The following is an 18,281-nucleotide window of genomic DNA, read 5'->3' on the forward strand; positions in this document are numbered from 1 at the left end:
TCCAGACCGTCAAAAATTACGACATTCTCTCCAACGTCATCTATTGACACCGGCGTAAGTTGACATTACTCGTCACTCTCTTGTGTTGGAGGGACGCTGGCCAGGACACCTTGGAGGACAGCACAGGTGATGCGGATTTACGCCGTTATCAATAGAGCCACGCAACGGTTTTTTCGCGTGCCAGACGCGATTGAACCCGAGTTTCCGGTACTGAAAGGGGCACCTCAGGAAGGAGATACCGTCAGCCCAGCGTGCGTGTCCGGCGAGGCGTTCAACTTCTGCAACCCGATGGCAGCGGCCGAGGCACTCAGTTCAGTCGTCCTCAATGGTGCAAGAAGCGGCCGGCGGACCCAGCATGTCTGAGAATTTAATGCCCGTCCCACGCCGTAAGGCACGAACAAGGCACGCGCCCCTGACCGTGCGCGTGCCCAAAATGAAAAACTCCCTCTGGGAGGGAGTTTCTGTGGTGTGCCCGAAGGGATTCGAACCCCTGGCCTTCTGATCCGTAGGTGGAAGCTTCCCAGCGTCCCTGATGATCCTTGGCACCTGCTGATGGCCATAACTCCGTGGTTCAGGGAGTTTCCCGAGGGAAAGCCTTCGCTGGCGGGCTCCAGCACGTCTCCAGGGTCTGCTCCAATAAGGCACGGACAAGGCACGACCCAGGTAAGGAAAATATGTGATAGCAACGATTTGCGGATGATTAGGAGCGACCTGATGCCCCGCCCCTCCCAATATGCGGGCACTCTCAATTCGATGCTCGAGTCTGCTTCTCGACACTCAGCATCTACATCCAGTCAGTCCTGTCCGGCTCGCAAACATCACCGTCCCTCGTCGCCTCTGACCTCAGCTCCTTGACCCTATAAGAACCATCCCCAGAGGCATTTTCTTTTGCTACACCCCGAGGGCAAAGAGGAATGGGGGCGTCGGCAAAAATCTCCCCAGGCACTGGACCGATCAAGGAGGAGGCATATCATATGGCTGTCTTAATTGAAGCAATCAGTGTCATTGTCAGAACGAAAGCCATTAAGGAGAAGATGCGTGGCGGCATCGCTCATTTTGATGCGTTGATTCCCAACGCTACGGGCTGTCGCGATGACCATCTTGTTCGTGTGGGCTTCATGTCACCCGCAGATAGTCGACATTTCTTGGATTCGCTTACTTCGCGGGGCCTAGTTTTCTTTGATGGTCAACAGTTTGTCGACGTAGCCGTCGTGGACCAGCATCATGGACCTACGGCTCCCACGCCGTGGTTGACCATCATTCACACCCCTGAAGGCTTCAAATTCGCCGCTCTCAGTAGCGAAGAGTTAGGGGACTTTATGGTACCTGTAGACTGGTCTCCAGAAATGTCCATGACCCGCCGTGGAACCTTCATAGATACCGCCGATCTGGACACGATTCTTAAGCCGTTGGGCTCAGATAACGGTATCCATGCATTTTATGACCGCCGCTTAAACAAGGTCATGTACTTGGGGAGCCCAGAGCAGCACGAGGCGGGGTCTTCGCCCCTCACCGAACCAGTGCCGTCTTACATTGCGCGGCAGGCCCTTCTGGGTTATCTGCGTGAGCAGAAGACGCTTTATCCCTCGCTGGAACACCTTCGTCTTGCCATCAAACGGGGTGAAATCCACCCGAAGGTTCTCTCGAAAGAGGTTCGCTGGGGCTTGCACTACGCTGGAGTGCCTGGCGTTCTGTAACTTCAGCTATTAATCCCCGCATAAATTGATAGCGCGCCAGAGTAATGCTGCTGATGAAACTGGGCAGGACGTTGGCTGGACTCCTGAATTCGCCAGAATTCTGGCTGCCTGCACGTGGCGCTTCGAATCAAAGGACGAATCAGTAGTTCAGTAAGGAGAAATTGAGGTTGTGACGCGTGTCGCGAGCCCAAGCACGTATGCGTTGCACCCGCAGTCTACAAATGAAGCAGGTTATGTGAAAAAGCTGTTCTAGACGGGCTTGACTGTGTGAGCGAGCCTGATCCAGTGTGTGCTGCCTCGCCAGACCGCAGGCGGGGCAGGAGGCTTCATGACACCGTCAGAAGATCAGCTCAACTTACAGGCCGCTCGCCTCTACCTCACCCGTCTGCTGCCCCACCTGGCGCCGTTTACGCCAACGGAGGTGCAGGGGCTCACGCTCAAGGCGGGCCTCTGGTCGCTGTACCGCCAGACGCAGCCCGCCGAGCCCACCCTCACGGATCACCTCCAGGCTCACGCACGACTCGTGAGAGGGCAGGGCAGCGACCTTGACCGCCTGGAAGCCCAGCACCTGCGTCAGTCGGATCGGCGCGCCACGCCTCCGCTGCTCCCCGTTGAGGCCAGCCCGCCCGCCTCAAGCCCCAGCCTGGAGAGCATGCGGCATTTAGCCCACCGGCTGGATCTCCCCTGGTTCACCCGTCAACCCCTCACTCAGGCTAAAACTCAGGTGACTTACCGCGTCACCCGGTCCTTTGAACGCGCCCTGCATGACGCCTGGAAAGAGAGTGCGCCCCGTGGGGCCTCCCGCAGCGACCTGCAGTCGACGCTCGCCCTGGCTTATCTCAGCCTCCCGGAGTTCAGGCAGCGTGTGAGACAGGTGCAGGACATCCGCTACGCGCGCACGCCAGTCGCCTCAGTTCCTGAAGAGGCCAGCAACGTCGCGGCGCTCCTGACCCGCTGCCGCTTGCCCGCCCGCGGGGCACCCACCCTCCGCAATGAGGTGGTGCAGCTGAGCTACCGCACCACGCTGACGGCCAACGACCAGGTGCGGCGCAGCTTGCCATCGGCAGAGCGCACGCGGGCCTACCTGCACATCGACCTGCTTGCCCTGTACCTCACGGCACCCGACATCCGCGCCCTGATCGACGAGGCCCTCGAAGACCGCGCCCAGAAGTAGCTCACAACAGACAAGAGGGGGCGCACGATCAGGTGCGCCCCCTCTGCGTTCTGTCTTACTGGTCGGCGTCCAGTTCCGCGTAGTACCCCTCGTCCAGCGCCCGCTGCTTGTCCGGCCGGAAGTAGATTCTGAGTACGGTGCTCAGCGTGTCCCCCAGGAGGGTCGCGGCCTGCTGGGCATCCTCGATCTGGCCCCCTCCCACGATGTGCGTGGCGACGCAGTGCCGGATCATATGCGGCCGGAAACGCTGCCCGAGAACCTCCAGCGCGGCGTTATCCACGCACTCCAGGAAGTACTTGTGGCTCATCTGCACCCAGCAGTAGTTCCCCTGATCATCCTGTAGGGTCGACAGCATCGGGAACACCAGAGGCGTGACCTGCTCAAAGTGGTCGCCCAGAAAGGCCCGCAGCTGCTCACGCCACCAGAGAACCCACGCTATTGCTCCTTGCGGCAGGCGCAGCCGATAGGTATTCACCCGGTCGCCGTAGGTGCCGTTTTTCAGGTCTGCGCCGCTAAACTCGATCCACCACTCGCCCGGCTGTTCCTCCCTCAGGTGATCGCCCCAGCGCATCTCTCGCCAGTTCCGGCCCCGGACAGGGGCGTAGACCCCCAGGCCGAAGAACACCGCGGCAAACAGCCGCCGGAAGGCCTGTCGGCGCGACGGGGCCCGGCCGTCCGTGGTTCGCGGGGGCAGGTCCCGTAGCTTGCGTGCCAGGGCGGCCAACTCCCCCGGGGTGCGGATGGGGAGCTTTTCGGCGTCCGCGTATTGCTTCTTCGCGTACCCCTCCTGCCTTTTCCTCCGGCCGATCATCACGAACTGCATCCAGGGGGTTTCCGGGTGCGTGGACGTCACCTCAAAGGGGGTCTCCAGTGAGCCGATTGCTTTCAGGTAGGCCGCGATTTTCGCCAGACCCGTACAGACCCGCTGGAAGAAGGCGTGGCCACCCCGCTTCACCTGCTTGAAGTACCACTGGCGGAATTGCAGGAAGCGGGCGGGGTCGATCAGGTCGAGCAGGGTCAGCTCCTGGTAGCCTTTTTCGTGCAGCAGGAAGGCCACCAGTCGGTTGAGGCTGGTCGCGAAGTTGTCGAAGGAGATGGGCCTCAGGGTCTTCGTGACCAGGTACTTGTACCCGGGACCCGCGTAGTCCGGGTCCGTGTACGCCTCGCGCATCTGCTCGAGTTCGGCCCGCAGGCCTGCAGGCCACTGGTCGGAGCGCAGACCTTTCTGCCACCGGCCCTGTTCGATCCGGCGAAGCTGTCTGGCGGCCTTCGGGGCGACGCCAGGCAGTTTGAGCAGATCACTCAGAGCGGTCCGGAGGTGGCGGAGGCTGGAGCGCAGGTTGCTGGCCATTTTCGCGTTCGGGGCGTGACCCAGTCGCCGCGTGGTGCCGAGGATGAGGTCGTCGAGCACCGTGTCCACATCCCGGGCGAGGAACGAGAGCGGCACCTTGTTGAGGTCCTCCGTATGGGCGAAGCCGAGCGCCGCGTCCTTGAAGGCCCGCAGGCGGTTGCCCAGATCGACAGCGCTGCGCTCAGCATTCGTTCCAGGCTTGCCGTTCTCGCGGGGGAGCGTGAGGTAGTACTGCCAGCCCTGCCCGGCGGTGAGGGGCGAAGACTGTTCGGTCATTCCGGGATGGACGGGAAGTGGTCGGGGTTGGGCTGTGGTCGTCATGCTGGTCATGGGAGACCCTCCTTCGGGGTGTGTGATTACTCGCTCTGATGCAGGAAAAAAGCAAGTCGGAGCAGCGACGTTTCACGGTTTGTTCCTGAACGGCCGGACACGGCCTTTTTTCAGGAAGAAGTTGGAACGTGTAAGTCGTGAAGTTGACTTCTTCTTCCTGAACTTTCGTGGCGGTTGCTGGCGGTTCGTGCCGTTTTCTGCCGTGCTGGACGGGGTGATGTTCCGGTTGGTGTTGTTTGGGGTCTGCTGGGTGCCCCTGGTGCCCCGGTCCTGTTCCTGAAAGCCCACTGACCGTTCCTGAATGGCGTCTCACACGGCACTTTTCCGGATGAAAAATCAGACGACCGGCGATGGCCGAACGGGGTCTTATGGGCCTGATCGGGGCAGCGGTGCCGCGTCAGGTGCCCACCCGCCGGAGGGTGTCGAGGGTGAGGTTGACTGGGCCCTGCTGGAGGAGGCCGCTCATCCCGGTCACGTGCAGGCGGTGTTCATGGCTGTACACGGTGCGGTAGGTGTTGAGGGTCAGGTTCACGTTCTCGTGACCCAGCCAGGTCTTCACGACTTCGGCCGGGACGCCCCTCGCCAGATGCAGGCTGGCGCTGGTATGCCGCAGGCCGTGGAAGGTCACGTGCGCCAGACCTGCCTGGGTGCCGAACTCCCGTGCCAGCGTGGAGAGCCGGTCCGGGTGGAAGGGGGTGCCCCGGAGGGTCGTGAAGACGTGGCCGCTGTCGACCCACTTCTCCCCCACCATCACTCCGAGCGCGCGCTGCCGACCCTGCCAGGCGGCCAGCAGCGCCACGGTCTCGGTTGCCAGCGGCACGGTCCGGTCACCCGCCTGCGTCTTGGGCGTGCCGGGGGTCGGTCGCCCCCGGACCACCACGAGGTTGTCGCGGACGTGCAGGATGCCCTGGTCCAGATCGACGTGCTCCCAGCGCAGCGCGGCGGCCTCACCCCGGCGCAGGCCGAGCAGGCCCGCGATGTGGAAGACCGGGCCGGCGACCTCCTCGAACGGCGCCGCCGCCTGAAGGAAGTCCTGAAGCTGCGCGGAGCTCAGGGCGCGGTTCTGGCGGCTGCGCCGGGAGGTGCGGGCAGTGGGCAGGTCGACGTCCTTCGCGACATTGCGCGGCACGACATCGTTTACCACCGCGAGTTGCAGGGCCTGCCGCAGCACGGCCCGCACCTGCCTCAGCAGGGAGGGGCTGTAGGAGCGGGCCAGCAGGGTGTAGAGCTGCAGGACGTGCTGGGCCCTGAGTTTCTGCACCTTGACGGCACCGAGGTGCGGCACCAGATGCAGGCGGATCAGGTCCTCGTTGTTCGCGAGGGTCTTGGGCTTCCACTCGGCCCGCCGGCTCTCGACGAGTTCGCGGAGCAGGGCCTCGACCGTCAGGGTGCTGGGGCTCCGGAGCAGGCCGCGGCTGTGGTCGGCGAGAAGCTGGGCCAGCACCAGCCGGCCCTCGGCCTCGGTGGGCACGACCCGGCTGACCTGCTGCTGGCCGCCTGCGGTGGTCACGGTGACCTTGACCCGGTACTGCCCGCGGTAGGGCCGCAGGCTGCCCGCGCCGTTGGGGGTCCTCGACCGCCTGGTGTGGGGCGCCTCAGCCATGGCGCTCCCGGCGCTGCTCATGCTGGCGGCGCTGCTCGGCTTCCCAGGCGTGGACCGCCTCGGCGGAAATGCGGTACTCCTTCTGGCCGACGCGCACGGCGAAGATGGCCTCGGAGCGGACCATGCCGTAGACGACTTTCTTGCTGACGCCGAGGTACTCGGCAAATTCCTGGATGGACAGGTAGGGTTTCAAGTTCGAAGCCTCGTGTGGGGACGGAGGTCTTCAGCGTGGTGAGGCCGCGGCTCGACGCGCGGGGCGGAGCAGGTCAGCAGGGCTGACGGGGCGGGGTCAGGCAGTCACACCGTGTTGAGCAGCACCACAAGCCGCTTGACCGCTCAACACGGTGCGGCGAGTCGGGGCTCCACCCCGGCGTGAATCCGGGGTCGGATGAGTCTGGGCCGCGTGAGCCGGGAGAGCTTCGCCTCGGTGCCGAGGCGCTGCTCCTGCAGGGTACGCAGCAGGCCGGTCATCAGCGCGCCGAGCTCCGCCGTGAGATCGACGAAGCCGAGCTCACTCGCAGCGGTACGCAGGGCCTGCAGTCGACCGATCAGGCGGGCCTGGGCGAACAGCGCCAGACTCGCGGCGCGGCCCCGCGCGAACGTCCGGAAGGCCCGTTCGGTCGCTTCGAGGACCTGAGCCTGCGCCGCTTCCTGCCGGCGCCGTTCGGCATGACGACGCCGGGCGCCTGAGCGCGGGGCGGCAGCGGGAGTGGAGGAAGGAAAGGTCATCAGGGAAAGGCAAGCGCCTCAGCGGGCGGTCAACCACAAGCATAGTCGGCTCAATCTGCAGCAGCGCGACCCACTGCACACTCTTCGGCCTGAACTGTTCTGGACGGCGTCTAGAGTTCTGCGCTGCCCTGGATGTATCCCGCGACTTGAGCGAACATCCCACTCCCGGAAGAGCAGAACGCTCACCGGGAGGGAGAAAACCGGATGAAACGACGTGAGAATGGCGAGGGGTGTGTCAAGAAGCTGCCGAGTGGGAGTTACCGCTGGCAGGTCACGCTGGGCTTCGACGATCAGGGCAAGCAGCTGCTCAAGAGCGGCACGGAGAAGACGAAGAAAGATGCGGACCGGGCGCGCGTGCAGGCGGTGGCGGACCAGCAGCGGGGCCTGCTGCCGGTCCCCAGCCAGATCCGACTCGCGGAGTGGCTGCCGCGCTGGCTGGAGCTCAAACGCCCGAACCTCGCGCCGAAGACCCTGGCGAACTACGCGTACGTCATCGAGCGGCATCTGGGTCCTCTCCTCGGTCACCGCAGGCTGCAGGACCTCAAGCCCAGCGAGGTGCGGGGCGCCTACGTCAAGCTGGCCGATCAGGGCTTCTCGAAGTCACTGCTGCATCAGGTGCGGGTGATTCTGCGTCAGGCGCTGCAGGAGGCATTACTGGACGAGATCGTGAGCCGGAACGTCGCAGAGGTGGCCCGACTGCCCAACTTCAAACGCAGCCGGACGGCCAGAGCGCTGGACGCCCGGGAGGTCACGGTCTTCCTGAAAGCCGCCCAACACCACCGGCTGGGCCTGCTCTTCGAGTTCGTCATCGCCAGCGGCCTGAGGCGGGGCGAGGTCTGCGCCCTGAAATGGGCGCACATAGACCTCGACAAGGGCCTGCTGCGCGTCCGCGAGAATCTCACGGTGGTGAACGGTCAGGCCACGCTCGGCACGCCCAAGACGGAGTCCGGTGTCCGCGACCTGCACCTGGCTCCGGAGACGGTCGCCTTGCTGCGCCGGCAGTGGACGGCGCAGCAGACCCAGGGGCTGACAACCGCAGAGCACGTGTTCACGGGCGCGGATGGACGCCGCCTCTACCCGGACTCCCTGACCAAACTGGCCGGCCGCCTCGCGCGACAGGCGGGGCTTGGGGCGGTGCGCTTCCACGACCTGCGGCACACCTACGCCAGCCTGATGCTGAGCATGGGGGTGCCCATGGAGGTGGTCAGCGAGAAGCTGGGCCACTCGAGGCCGAGCACGACCGCTGACATCTACCGGCATGTCTTCCTGGAGGAGCACGAGCAGCACACCTTCGCGCTGGGAGACCTGCTCACCCCCAGGCCGCTGCGGCTTCAGAACCCGGACAGAACCGCCGCTCAGGGAGACAGCGACCAGGTCGCCTGAGGGCCGGTTCAGCCCAGATGCTCGGCCGCCGGGCGCCCGTCCCAGCTCCGAGGCGGCCATACCTGCCGTTGCTCCCGGAGGGCCCGCAGGAACGACCAGCGCTCCTGCGCGGTGCGGCCGGTGTCGCGGATCAGAGCGTCACGCAGTGGATAGTGGCTGTCGATGAGGTACGAGTTGCGCTGGTGCAGCCGCTCCAGAAAGCGCCGGGTGGGGAAGGCATCGCTCTCCTCGCCCGACCACTCGGCGCAGGCCAGCACGAGATCCACCGTTCAGGTCGGTCCTCGCCAGCTGGAACCCCGGCCGCCGTGGAAGCTGTCCGTGAAAGCGAGATCCGCTTGACGACTCGACTGGCTCAAGGCCAGCTCCAGCCCTTCTCAGACACACATAAGGCACGACGTACGACCCTGAGGCGGCAGACTGACAGGCATGACCGAACGCTTGACTCAAACCCGCTGGGAAGGATGGGGGGCTGGACTGAGCCTCCTTGAGCAGCGGCCCGGCACCCTGTGGATCGTCTCCCCTTTCATCACGGCGTCCCTACCTGCCCATCTCGTCAGCGGTGCACGGGTCCTGACGACCCTTGACCCGGTCGATCTGGCGCGCGGCTCCTCGCAGGCGACGGCCCTGGCCGCCCTCATGGATGGGGGTGCGGAGGTACGCACTCTGCCCGACCTGCACGCGAAGGTGTACCTGCGGATGCACGCCAGTCAGGCAGTCGGCTTTTCCGGATCGGCGAACCTGACTCAAAGGGGCAACCACCGCAACCTGGAAGCGATGACCGGCCCGGAAGAGTTCAGCATTTCCTTCATCCGGGACCTGATGGGGCACTGGTCGCGTGCAGATCCGCTCAATCAAGCACGGCTCCTTGAGGCTCAGGCGAAGGGTGACCGTCTCCGGGAGAATTTCCTGACGCAGGAGATGATCGAGAGCGACGTCGTCGTGATCATGGTGGACACCCGCATGATGCGCGGCATGTTCGAGCTGACCGAAAGCAAGGTCGGGATTCCCGTCGCCGACCGGACCCCGGGGTTACGACCCGCACGGGTGGATTTCGTGACGGCCAGGGAGCGAAAAGTCGGGCTGGATCAGCTGCGGGCAGGCCTGAAGAAGCTGCAGGATGGGCAAGCTGGACGCGCCGTGAAGCTGTCTGGCGGCCTGGCCTACGCCGTGCCCATAGCGGATCGTGATCGCTTTCAGAACAGAATCGAGAGCCTGCATCACGAATTGCGGGACACCATGAATGCACTCGTGGCAGACAACGCCTCCGCCTGGAAGAAGGATTTCATGGGGCGGTTACGGCAGGCGGCTTCAAAGTACCTGAAGGCGGATCCGGAACGTGTGGAACATGTGGTGAAGGAAGCCGGGGATCGCTTCGATCACTACCTGACACAACTGGACGTGGGTCTGAGCTACGGGACGTACCTGCCTCTACAGACGCCGTCCCGGCCACTGGCCCATGATTTCCGAACTTACTTCCGGAGCGTGCGGGAGAACCAGACCCTGGAGTTGGACCTCACCTGACAACGAGGCAGCAGGTTACTGCCAAATTTCGAGCTTCCAGCCCTGGCCGCACCCGGTAGCTACTTCCGGGCCGCCGGGTCATCGCGGTCATGTCACCTCTGCCGGGCTCAGGTCACGGGTCGCGCCGGGCGGCAGCAGGCGACGCGCCACCGACCGCACCAGCCCCGGCACGCCCGGCAGCGCCCGCACGCAGCGCGCCAGCACCTGCGCGGACTCCAGGCAGTCCTGCACCGGGTCACTCAGCGACGACTGCTCGCGGTACAGCTTGTCCAGCGCCTGCGACGGCTCACCGGGAAACACCAGACTCGCGAGTTCCAGCGTGTCTACCACTCGGGCATCCAGTTCGGCCGGGAAGTGTGTTCCGATCAGACGCTCCAATTGCGGCACATCGAACCGCCGGACGTTATGCCCCGCCAGCACCGCCACGCGCGGCGCGACCTGCTCCACCTGCGACAGGTGCTCACCAGTGAACACCCACGGCTGCCCCCCGCTGACCATCGCCCCCGCCCTCAGCGACCCGTCCCCCCGCACCTCCAAGTCCAGGAACGCCACGCCCGCAGGAATCTCAGCAGGCCACGCGTCGCCCTCGGCAGGAGCAGGAACGGCAGTAGTCGACACGCGGGCAGCATAGGCCCCTGCTGCGCCCAACGCCGCCGGAAACCATGCAACGGGCAGTCACGGGGTGCTCATACGCCCAGGTGCACCATGCCCACAACCCGGCCACGCGTAGCCGGGTTGTGCACCTATAGGCATTAGGGAGCGCAGAATAGATAAACATCAAGCAGTGACGTTCCAAGATTCGGTATCAGACAACTCACCAACTGCATGAGGCGCCAGACTTGCCCTCGTGTCCCTCAACCTCTTCGAGAGACTCCTTCAGACGAGCGAGTTCAACTATCGTTTTTTAAGCCAAGATGGCACACCTGCCCCTTCGCTCGTAGGCCGATGATCTTTCCACCAGTCTGAGGGTGCCTGTGGCGGAAGAGGAAGTGCTCCGGCACGGACCAAATTCTCACTGAGGGCGGGAACATCTTCAAGCTTCCGTTTCAGCATGGCCCTGATGTTCTGTGCAATGAGTTGAAAGATGGGGTTCTTACCCTGGATGAGTTCCTTCAGAAGACGCGATTTATCCGGCTCACGGTAGTCATCAGCTGTAAAAATCAATTTTTGATCGCCGCCCTGATAGCGATCCCAGAGGTCCGGCTCGATGCTGAGCAGTATCAATGTGTAATAGACAATCCAAGACGGAAAATTATCCATATAAGGCCCGTAGTGACTTGAATTGCGTTCGGGGTGCTGAAAGTTCCGCTGGCCAGCTTCTTGGATATTTTTTCCCTGCAAGGATGGAATGTATACCGCATCGTAATCAATCAAATAGAGTTGATCATCATGGACGATAACATTATCTGGATGGATATCACCGTGCGCTAAATCCAGACCACGCAGATAGTCGAACATCTCGACCCATTTTCCAGCCAACTGCAATAATCGATCCGCATCGCCTAATAATGATTTGATATGCCTTTCCAGCGGCACTCCATCACGCCACTCCATCACCATTAGAGGCTGCCACTGACCTGCCACTTTCAGACCCTGCGGATGAAATTCGAAATCCACAAAGTAGCGACAGGGATAACGTTTCAGATAAGCTGATATGTGAGCGAACCGCTCTCCCTGATCAGAGGCCGGGCGTATGAAACACCGCAACGCGTGGCGCTTGCCAGAGTATTCGGTTTGATAAACCACGGCGAAATTGCCGCTGTCAGGCGTAGGGAGTCCCATTGCATTGACAACGAGCCTACCATTTTTCAGATCTCCCAGACTGGGATGGTATGACGCAGGCATCTGTACCGCTTCACTGAAAGAAGCAAGATCTGGCATGTTTTCAGGCCTCCCGCAGGCTTACATGTACAAATGAGACGTCGTCATCCTTGAGTCCTCTGACTGTTTTTGATTCTTCTACCCAGTGCCCGAACGCTTCATCAAGACTGGGATGCCCAATGATCCCGTCCGATCGGTGAATACTTTTATTCCCCTCTTCGATTCGGCTATATCGAGAGAGGTACAATGATAGCGGCCGAAGATCATCTATACTATAATCGTGACGTTCAACATGAGATACATCCTGGTCCTCATGAATTTGAGGGGATTGATCAGTAAATGTCCGCAAAGTTTCTTGGGGGGTCCTACCCTGCTCCGTCTCCCGAACGAACCATGCGGCTAATGCATCTGTCATTAACAGAAATTCGTCTCCCGCCTGCCACTTACCTTGGGTTTCTCGGAAGTACTCTCGAACCCGCGAGTTCATGTCGGGACGGGTGGGCAAGAGGTAAGGACGCGCGGAAAATGCTTCGGAAGTCTGCAATGGAAAGGAAAACGCATAGTCCCCATTTCGCCAGACCAACTTCCCTTTGCGGCACTGGACGAGGCAACTGTCGCCTATGGCGAGGGCCTGCCATGTGCCGTCCGGATGTAAGGTCAGTTGCAGAAACGTACTGAAGGCTCCCTGCTCGACTTTGGCCGCTGCAAACCAGGGGAGGTCGTTGATCCGGTCCTGAATCGCGGCCTGCCATGCTGTTTGCCAGGAGGGAAGTCGCGCCATCAGGTCATCCACATCAGCGAGGGGTCGCTTTTCTTGTTCCGTGCAGAGAATGTTTGCCCACTCCTGAGAGTAGGAGTACGTTGTCGCCCCATCAGCCACTGCGACCGCCAACCCCTGCGGAGGAAGCAAGACGGGGCCCGACCTTTCTGGAGTTGGTGATGTGGCGTCTTCGCACTCAGACAACGGAGCTCCCGTTTTTGGAACTCTACGGGCGGTGAGAAACGCGATAGGCATGTTCAGCGATCAGCTTCCATAGCCGCCGCCGGACTAGTTCCGATATCGAGGAAGTTAATGAGGTTGGCGGAGTCTGCGTTATAGACAAAGCCTCGGGCACCATCCCCCAATTGATGTCCGGCATGGTTTGCTGCGACCAGAATTCCGTGCGGAAGAACGCTGGACATCTCGAACAGAGTGCGCGAGTAAACGTCACTCAGGGCGGCATCTGAGTCGGGGAACTCCACAGCAATGCCCCCTGATGCACTGATATGAGCGTTAAACACCAGAACGTTGCCATCGTTGGTGTGCAGGTTTTTGAGAGTCTGCGCAGGCTGCACGGGGTCCCCGTCCGTCGATTCTCCATCCGTGATGTGCAAAATGATGGGAGGGTGACTGTCCGGGTGCTGATCGATCCAGGGCTCCAGAATAGTGCGAGCGTATTCGAGCGCCGCGCACATCGGCGTACCACCGGCAGCCTGAGGGTCCATCCAGACTGGGAACCTCACCTTCTGTTCAATCAGACCGCCGGCCCCGTCATCAATTTTCTTGGTCCGATCTTCAACCCGCAGCGGATATTGGGCAATGTCGCTGACAGGAATCAGGTCTCGGTTCGCCAGTGTTCCGCCAAGCACGGGTTGGACCCCACGGCCGTAGCCGATCACGGCGATGTCGAAGTAGTCACGGACACCCTCACCCTTCGTGCAACGAATTGACAAGTTAGTCAATTGGCGGTTGATAATGGTTGCAACCTGTTCAGCTTTGGTCATCCCACTGCTGCCCCATTGCTCCGACATAGAGCCCGATTGATCGATGACGAACACGAAGGCAGAAGGATGAGCACGGTTAATGATTTGTGTGTAGGGCATATGCACTCCTAAGTCAAGAAATGACGAGATGCTAACACCGTTTTTTGCCCAGTGCCACCACATTTGCGCCAACGGACGCGCATTGAAGGTGCGATACTGGCAACAACCCTATGAGCACCGATTCCTCTCCTCTTAATGTCGCCTCATTATTTCTCAGTTTTGTCTTTCCAACGACGGTCGAAGGGATCGTCGTCGTGACTGGCCTCCTCGGGCTCTCCATTTACACCTTCATCCAGAGCCGCCAGTTACGGTCAAACATCGCCGGACTCTCGACCACCCTGGCGGACATCGATAAAAATGTCATGCCCAATATCTTGGCCCATCATGCGGTCCTGCCATTGGGCAACTATGGTGCAGTTGGGGCCACCCTGCAGGAAACATGGCAGCACCTCCGAGGACTGCGGAAACTTCCCTCGGTGGACACACAAGTGGCGCTCAATGCCGTGCCTTTACTGCATGAAAGTACGCTCGCGCGCCTGCGGCAACGACCGAACCAACTCATGTTGATTGGCCTGCTGGGCACCGTCTTGGGCTTGAGTATTACGATCGGACGATTTGCGCCGCAACTGGAGCAGTCACTCGAACTGCTGTCTTCAGGCCAGTCGCCGGAAGCACTCAATGAAAGCCTCGGGTCCCTGCTCCGGCAGATGAAGGTTGCGTTCATCTGCACGCTCTGGGGCGTGGCCACCTCACTCATCGTAACGCGTTGGGCACTGATGCCCACCATGGAACAGCGTGACAACGTTCAACAAACCCTAGAACAACTGGTGATTTTCAAAATGCTGCCTGTGGCCTGGAGCGAGGTTGGGCAGCGTCAGGACGCAATCCTCAAAGCGTTGAGCGCCAACAAAGACAGTTTGGACCGGATCCACACGACAATGGCGCAACAGATTCATGTGTTCGAGAAGCAAAACGACCGTGCGGCGCAGATCTTTACCGACGCAGGTCAGCACCTGGAAACCGTAGGGCTGGAAGCAGTACGGTCAGCGGAAGAAGTTTCCCGCACGAGTAAGGCCGCAGCCGACGTTCTGCAACAGGTCACCGAAACCCTGCAGCGCAGTGAGGCACAACTCAGCGCCACGACCACCTCCCTGGACGCCAACGTCACCGCGCTTCATACCCAGCAGCGCCTGTACACAGAGACGAGCGAGCATATTCTGAAAACAGCAGGTGATCACAGCCGCGACCTGGGCACCTTGGTGCAAAGTTTCATGGACACTACCAGTCGGCTCCTGGACGGCCTGCAGGACAACCTGGATGGTTTCGAAACCGCACGGGCCGAACTGGTTGGCCACACTACGCAGATGCTTGAACAGCAGCGTCGCAGCGGAAGCGATATGACCCAGACGACCGCTCAATTGTTTACGAAGGTCGACGACCTGTTCCGGGACCATCACAGCGCAGCTGAGTTCCTTCGGAATGACCTTCAGCATGTCAGTGCCGCCTTGCAACCACTCGAAGAACTCACGCAGCGCCTCGATCCACAGTTGCTACCTACAGAACGCTGGCAGCAGTTCCAGCAGAGCCTCGAACAGCTGGCCGCCCGATGGAACGCCTGGCAAGATACATTTGCGCAGCGCCTGGACACACTTCTTGACACCAACGGCGTGGCCATCGTGACTGAAACCCGTGCGCAGACCCAGGCAATGGGGCAGCAGCTTACCGACACCACCACAAAGGTCAGCGCCGAGATCCACCAGGCCATCGGGCAATGGCACAGCGCATATGCACAGCTGGCCCAGCACACCACCGGAACACTCCAGGGGCAGATGAGCGTCGCAGAACAACTGCAAAAACAGCATGATGAAACTCGCAGAGATTTCCACCGCATCACGGATTCTCTCCAAGGGTTGGTTACCGAACTCAATAAGCTGACCGAGCGTGAACAGACCAAAACGATTGCCCAGTCGGAACGACCAGTTCGCGAAAGCCAACCCTACCGGTTCATAGGTGACGACCTGCCTGAAACTGCGAGCCTGGGCCGCACCCGTCGAGACGGCACGCAGAAATGACCCGGCGCCGGACCCCAGATATTGAGTCGAACTTCTACATCGCCTATACGGATATGGCGTTCACCATGGTCATGGTCATGACCCTTATTGCAGTGCTCGTCGTCCTATACGGACGAATCGGGTGGGACAGCATTCAGTACAAGAAAGCCCAGGCCCAGGTTGAGCGTGAGGTAAAAGACGCGTATGCGCAGAACAATTTAAAAGCCCCTTATGTCAATAGAGGAAGAAACGACCCACCCGGGGCACAACGCTGGGTCTTCAATCAGCAGAACCTGTTCACCCCTGGCACCGCCCGCCTGACGGTCAATAGCCGAAGGGCCCTGCTGGAATTTGCCCGTGTCGTTCGGGAACATGATGATCAGTGGCGTCGCCTGAGGATTGAGGGGCACACCCGCCCGCCGCGCCCAGGCGAGGCCGACAACTGGCAACTTTCGGCCGCGCGTGCAGAGATGGTGACGCGGGTCTTCAGTGGGGCTGGACATATTCCAGCGTACAAAATGGCTATCGCTGGCCGGGCTGGACAAAACCCTATTTTCAAGGCGTCGCAGACGGGAAATGAGCGAGTCGAGATCCTCATCGAGTATGCCAACTCAGCGAAATAGAAATAAGGTCGAGACATGGCTCACTTCGTCGTAACGGAAGCAATTGCGGGCGATGAGGGGGCCGTTTCAGCACGCGTCTGGCAGGCCGTGCGAGAGGCCTGGAGGACGCGGGACGCTGTGGTTTACTGGCGCTATCCCATCTTCACAACCCATGCTCAACGGGAACCCGACATTCTGATTCTCGACCGGACTCTCGGACTGATCGTCATGAATGTCCATCCGCTTCGGGATGATCAGGTGCTTCGAATCGACGGTCCAACCTGGACGGTCCAACATTACGTCACCAAGACCATGCAACCTGTGGAGGATGCCTGGCAACACGCCAACGCTCTGCTGAAGAAGTTGAATGGTGACCCGCTCCTGCTGGACAAGGTGCCCACCAGGTTTCTCGTCGGACTGCCACTTGCGTCCAGGGCCCAGTGGCAGTCCAGACATCCGAGCACGCTGCCCTGTCTGTTTCTGGATGACCTGAAACCCGAACGTCTCGTCTCTGCAGTTCAAAGCGCCGCCCCTCTGCACTCTCGTGGTCCAATGGACGATCAGACGTGGGCGGCCCTGCAGTCGGCCCTGAGTGCTGGGGGTGGTCTGCGCAACCCAGCGCAGGTTGACCAGGGCTTAAGCGGCCAGAAGGCCAGCATCATGATCCGCGCCCGTGCACACCGGCACGATTTCGATCACCAGCAGGAACGTCTTGCGCGCCTCATTCCTCCGGGTCCGCAACGAATCCGGGGCATAGCCGGTTCAGGCAAAACCATTCTGCTGGCTCAACGCGCTGCCTCGATGCGCCTGAAGCATCCGGACTGGACGATTGCCCTCGTTTTCTTCAACCGGAGCCTCTACCATATGGTCGAGAGACAGGTCGACCGTTGGCTACGCTATTACAGCGACGGAGAGGTCACACTGAAGACCAGCCCCCAGTTGCACGTCTTTCATGCGTGGGGAAGCACGAAACGTGACGGGTTCTACCGCATGCTTGCCCGGCAGCATAACCTCAAGCCGCGCGCCGTGAACGATTACACCGGCACGCCCGCCGAACGCCTGGCGCAGGCCTGCCGGGATCTGCTGAACGCCACAGAGGGGCACGGTGGCATCCGGCCAGTCTTCGACGCGATTCTTCTGGATGAAAGCCAGGATCTCGTGGTGACTCCACCGACATACCGGTACCGTGACCGGCAACCTATCTTCTGGTTAGCCCATGAAGCGCTCCGGCCGATAGGCGGAACAGGTGAACGCCGACTCGTCTGGGCCTACGACGAGGCCCAAAGTTTGAATGCTCAGGCCGTGCCGACAGCCCGCGAATTGTTCGGAGAGGGAGGCGCGAACCTCGTCACTGGAACACATCATGGCGGCGCCCAGAAAAGTGAAGTCATGCACCGCTGCTACCGCACACCTGAAGACATTCTGGTCGCTGCCCACGCCCTGGGCATGGGCTTACTGAGAGAAAACGGCATGTTGGCCGGACCGACGAACCAGCGTGAATGGCAGGACATCGGGTACGTCGTGGACGGGCAGTTTCTGTCTGGACGTAGCGTCACGTTGCGGCGCCCAGCAGAACACTCGCCCAACCCTCTGAAAAGGTACTGGCAAGGATCATTGCTCGACTTTCATTTCTTCGAGAGTCGGGAAGCTGAACTTGATCATCTGGTGGAGCAGTTGCGCCGCAATACGACATTCGATGGGTTCGCTCAGAGTAGGCAGATCCTGGTGGTGGTGCTCGGACAAGGTCGTCAGAAGAACGCACTGGTAAACGCAATCTGCAGGCGCATGACAGAAGCCCATCTCGATTTCTACTTACCGGGCCAACTTCAGAAGAACGACATGAGCGCTACCGATTGGCGCGTCAAGAACGCCGACCTCTTCTGGTGCGACGACGCCATCACCATCACTGACATTCACCGTGCCAAGGGCAACGAGGCAGACATGGTTCATGTCATCGGGGTCGATGCCATCGCCAGAAACGAGAGCAGTATCGCCACTCGCAACCAGTTGTTTACTGCCATGACCCGCACGCGTGGTTGGTTACATGTCAGTGGGGCGCAGTGCAGCCCTCAATTTCAGGACGAAGTGCGGAAAGTCATGAGTGCCAAAGGCGTGTTCACTTTCACGTACCGTCGATCACCGCACCAACATGAGGAAACAAGCGGCAGCACGAAACCGGGATGGCTCTCCGACTGGGTGTCATAAGCGCCGCTTGT

Annotated in this window: 16 protein-coding genes; 7 read left to right on the plus strand and 9 right to left on the minus strand. The window is 61.0% G+C overall.

The window, feature by feature from the left end; translation table 11 throughout:
- Positions 1-974: 974 nt before the first annotated feature.
- Both IEY70_RS06535 and IEY70_RS06540 read left to right on the plus strand, forming a co-directional pair.
- Complete coding sequence (locus IEY70_RS06535; RefSeq protein WP_189064202.1) at positions 975-1,697, plus strand: hypothetical protein; 723 nt, start codon at positions 975-977, stop codon at positions 1,695-1,697.
- A 328-nt stretch (positions 1,698-2,025) separates the two neighbouring features.
- Positions 2,026-2,871, plus strand: coding sequence for a hypothetical protein (locus tag IEY70_RS06540; RefSeq protein ID WP_189064203.1), 846 nt, complete (start codon positions 2,026-2,028; stop codon positions 2,869-2,871).
- 55 nt (positions 2,872-2,926) lie between these two features.
- Here IEY70_RS06540 and IEY70_RS06545 read toward each other — a convergent pair whose 3' ends face one another.
- The 4 genes from IEY70_RS06545 to IEY70_RS06560 form a co-directional block, all read right to left on the minus strand.
- Positions 2,927-4,552, minus strand: a complete 1,626-nt coding sequence (locus IEY70_RS06545; protein WP_189064204.1) for a hypothetical protein — start codon at positions 4,550-4,552, stop codon at positions 2,927-2,929.
- A 397-nt stretch (positions 4,553-4,949) separates the two neighbouring features.
- A complete protein-coding gene (locus IEY70_RS06550; protein WP_189064205.1) occupies positions 4,950-6,155 on the minus strand; it encodes a tyrosine-type recombinase/integrase in 1,206 nt (401 codons plus the stop codon).
- Positions 6,148-6,348: a helix-turn-helix domain-containing protein gene (locus IEY70_RS06555; RefSeq protein ID WP_189064206.1), complete on the minus strand. Its 201-nt coding sequence runs from the start codon at positions 6,346-6,348 to the stop codon at positions 6,148-6,150. Before IEY70_RS06555 ends, IEY70_RS06550 begins: the two co-directional genes overlap by 8 nt.
- A 143-nt stretch (positions 6,349-6,491) precedes the next feature.
- Positions 6,492-6,884, minus strand: coding sequence for a hypothetical protein (locus IEY70_RS06560; RefSeq protein WP_189064207.1), 393 nt, complete (start codon positions 6,882-6,884; stop codon positions 6,492-6,494).
- A 204-nt stretch (positions 6,885-7,088) separates the two neighbouring features.
- Here IEY70_RS06560 and IEY70_RS06565 point away from each other — a divergent pair, with 204 nt between their 5' ends.
- Positions 7,089-8,267, plus strand: a complete 1,179-nt coding sequence (locus IEY70_RS06565; RefSeq protein ID WP_189064208.1) for a tyrosine-type recombinase/integrase — start codon at positions 7,089-7,091, stop codon at positions 8,265-8,267.
- 8 nt (positions 8,268-8,275) lie between these two features.
- On the opposite strand, the gene IEY70_RS06570 is transcribed toward IEY70_RS06565, so the two are convergent.
- A complete protein-coding gene (locus IEY70_RS06570) occupies positions 8,276-8,533 on the minus strand; it encodes a hypothetical protein (protein WP_189064209.1) in 258 nt (85 codons plus the stop codon).
- 160 nt (positions 8,534-8,693) lie between these two features.
- Here IEY70_RS06570 and IEY70_RS06575 point away from each other — a divergent pair, with 160 nt between their 5' ends.
- A complete protein-coding gene (locus tag IEY70_RS06575) occupies positions 8,694-9,788 on the plus strand; it encodes a phospholipase D family protein (protein WP_189064210.1) in 1,095 nt (364 codons plus the stop codon).
- Between the two features lie 87 nt (positions 9,789-9,875).
- Here IEY70_RS06575 and IEY70_RS06580 read toward each other — a convergent pair whose 3' ends face one another.
- From IEY70_RS06580 to IEY70_RS06595, 4 genes are all read right to left on the minus strand, one after another.
- A complete protein-coding gene (locus tag IEY70_RS06580; RefSeq protein WP_189064211.1) occupies positions 9,876-10,406 on the minus strand; it encodes a 3'-5' exonuclease family protein in 531 nt (176 codons plus the stop codon).
- Between the two features lie 276 nt (positions 10,407-10,682).
- Positions 10,683-11,669: a serine/threonine-protein kinase gene (locus tag IEY70_RS06585; RefSeq protein WP_189064212.1), complete on the minus strand. Its 987-nt coding sequence runs from the start codon at positions 11,667-11,669 to the stop codon at positions 10,683-10,685.
- 4 nt (positions 11,670-11,673) lie between these two features.
- Positions 11,674-12,624 carry a protein phosphatase 2C domain-containing protein gene (locus IEY70_RS06590; protein WP_229777698.1) on the minus strand — a complete coding sequence of 317 codons (951 nt, stop codon included), beginning with the start codon at positions 12,622-12,624 and terminating at the stop codon, positions 11,674-11,676.
- 2 nt (positions 12,625-12,626) lie between these two features.
- Positions 12,627-13,472 carry a vWA domain-containing protein gene (locus IEY70_RS06595; protein ID WP_189064214.1) on the minus strand — a complete coding sequence of 282 codons (846 nt, stop codon included), beginning with the start codon at positions 13,470-13,472 and terminating at the stop codon, positions 12,627-12,629.
- Between the two features lie 110 nt (positions 13,473-13,582).
- Here IEY70_RS06595 and IEY70_RS06600 point away from each other — a divergent pair, with 110 nt between their 5' ends.
- The 3 genes from IEY70_RS06600 to IEY70_RS06610 are packed head-to-tail and all read left to right on the plus strand — an operon-like array spanning position 13,583 to position 18,270.
- Positions 13,583-15,484, plus strand: a complete 1,902-nt coding sequence (locus IEY70_RS06600) for a hypothetical protein (protein ID WP_189064215.1) — start codon at positions 13,583-13,585, stop codon at positions 15,482-15,484.
- Positions 15,481-16,086 (plus strand): OmpA/MotB family protein, encoded by a 606-nt coding sequence (locus IEY70_RS06605; protein ID WP_189064216.1) that lies wholly within the window; start codon positions 15,481-15,483, stop codon positions 16,084-16,086. Before IEY70_RS06600 ends, IEY70_RS06605 begins: the two co-directional genes overlap by 4 nt.
- A 15-nt stretch (positions 16,087-16,101) precedes the next feature.
- Entirely contained in the window at positions 16,102-18,270 is a 2,169-nt protein-coding gene (locus IEY70_RS06610) for a DEAD/DEAH box helicase (protein ID WP_189064217.1), read from the plus strand.
- Positions 18,271-18,281: the final 11 nt, after the last annotated feature.

The sequence above is a fragment of the Deinococcus seoulensis genome, from assembly GCF_014648115.1.
Classification (GTDB): Bacteria; Deinococcota; Deinococci; order Deinococcales; family Deinococcaceae; genus Deinococcus; species Deinococcus seoulensis.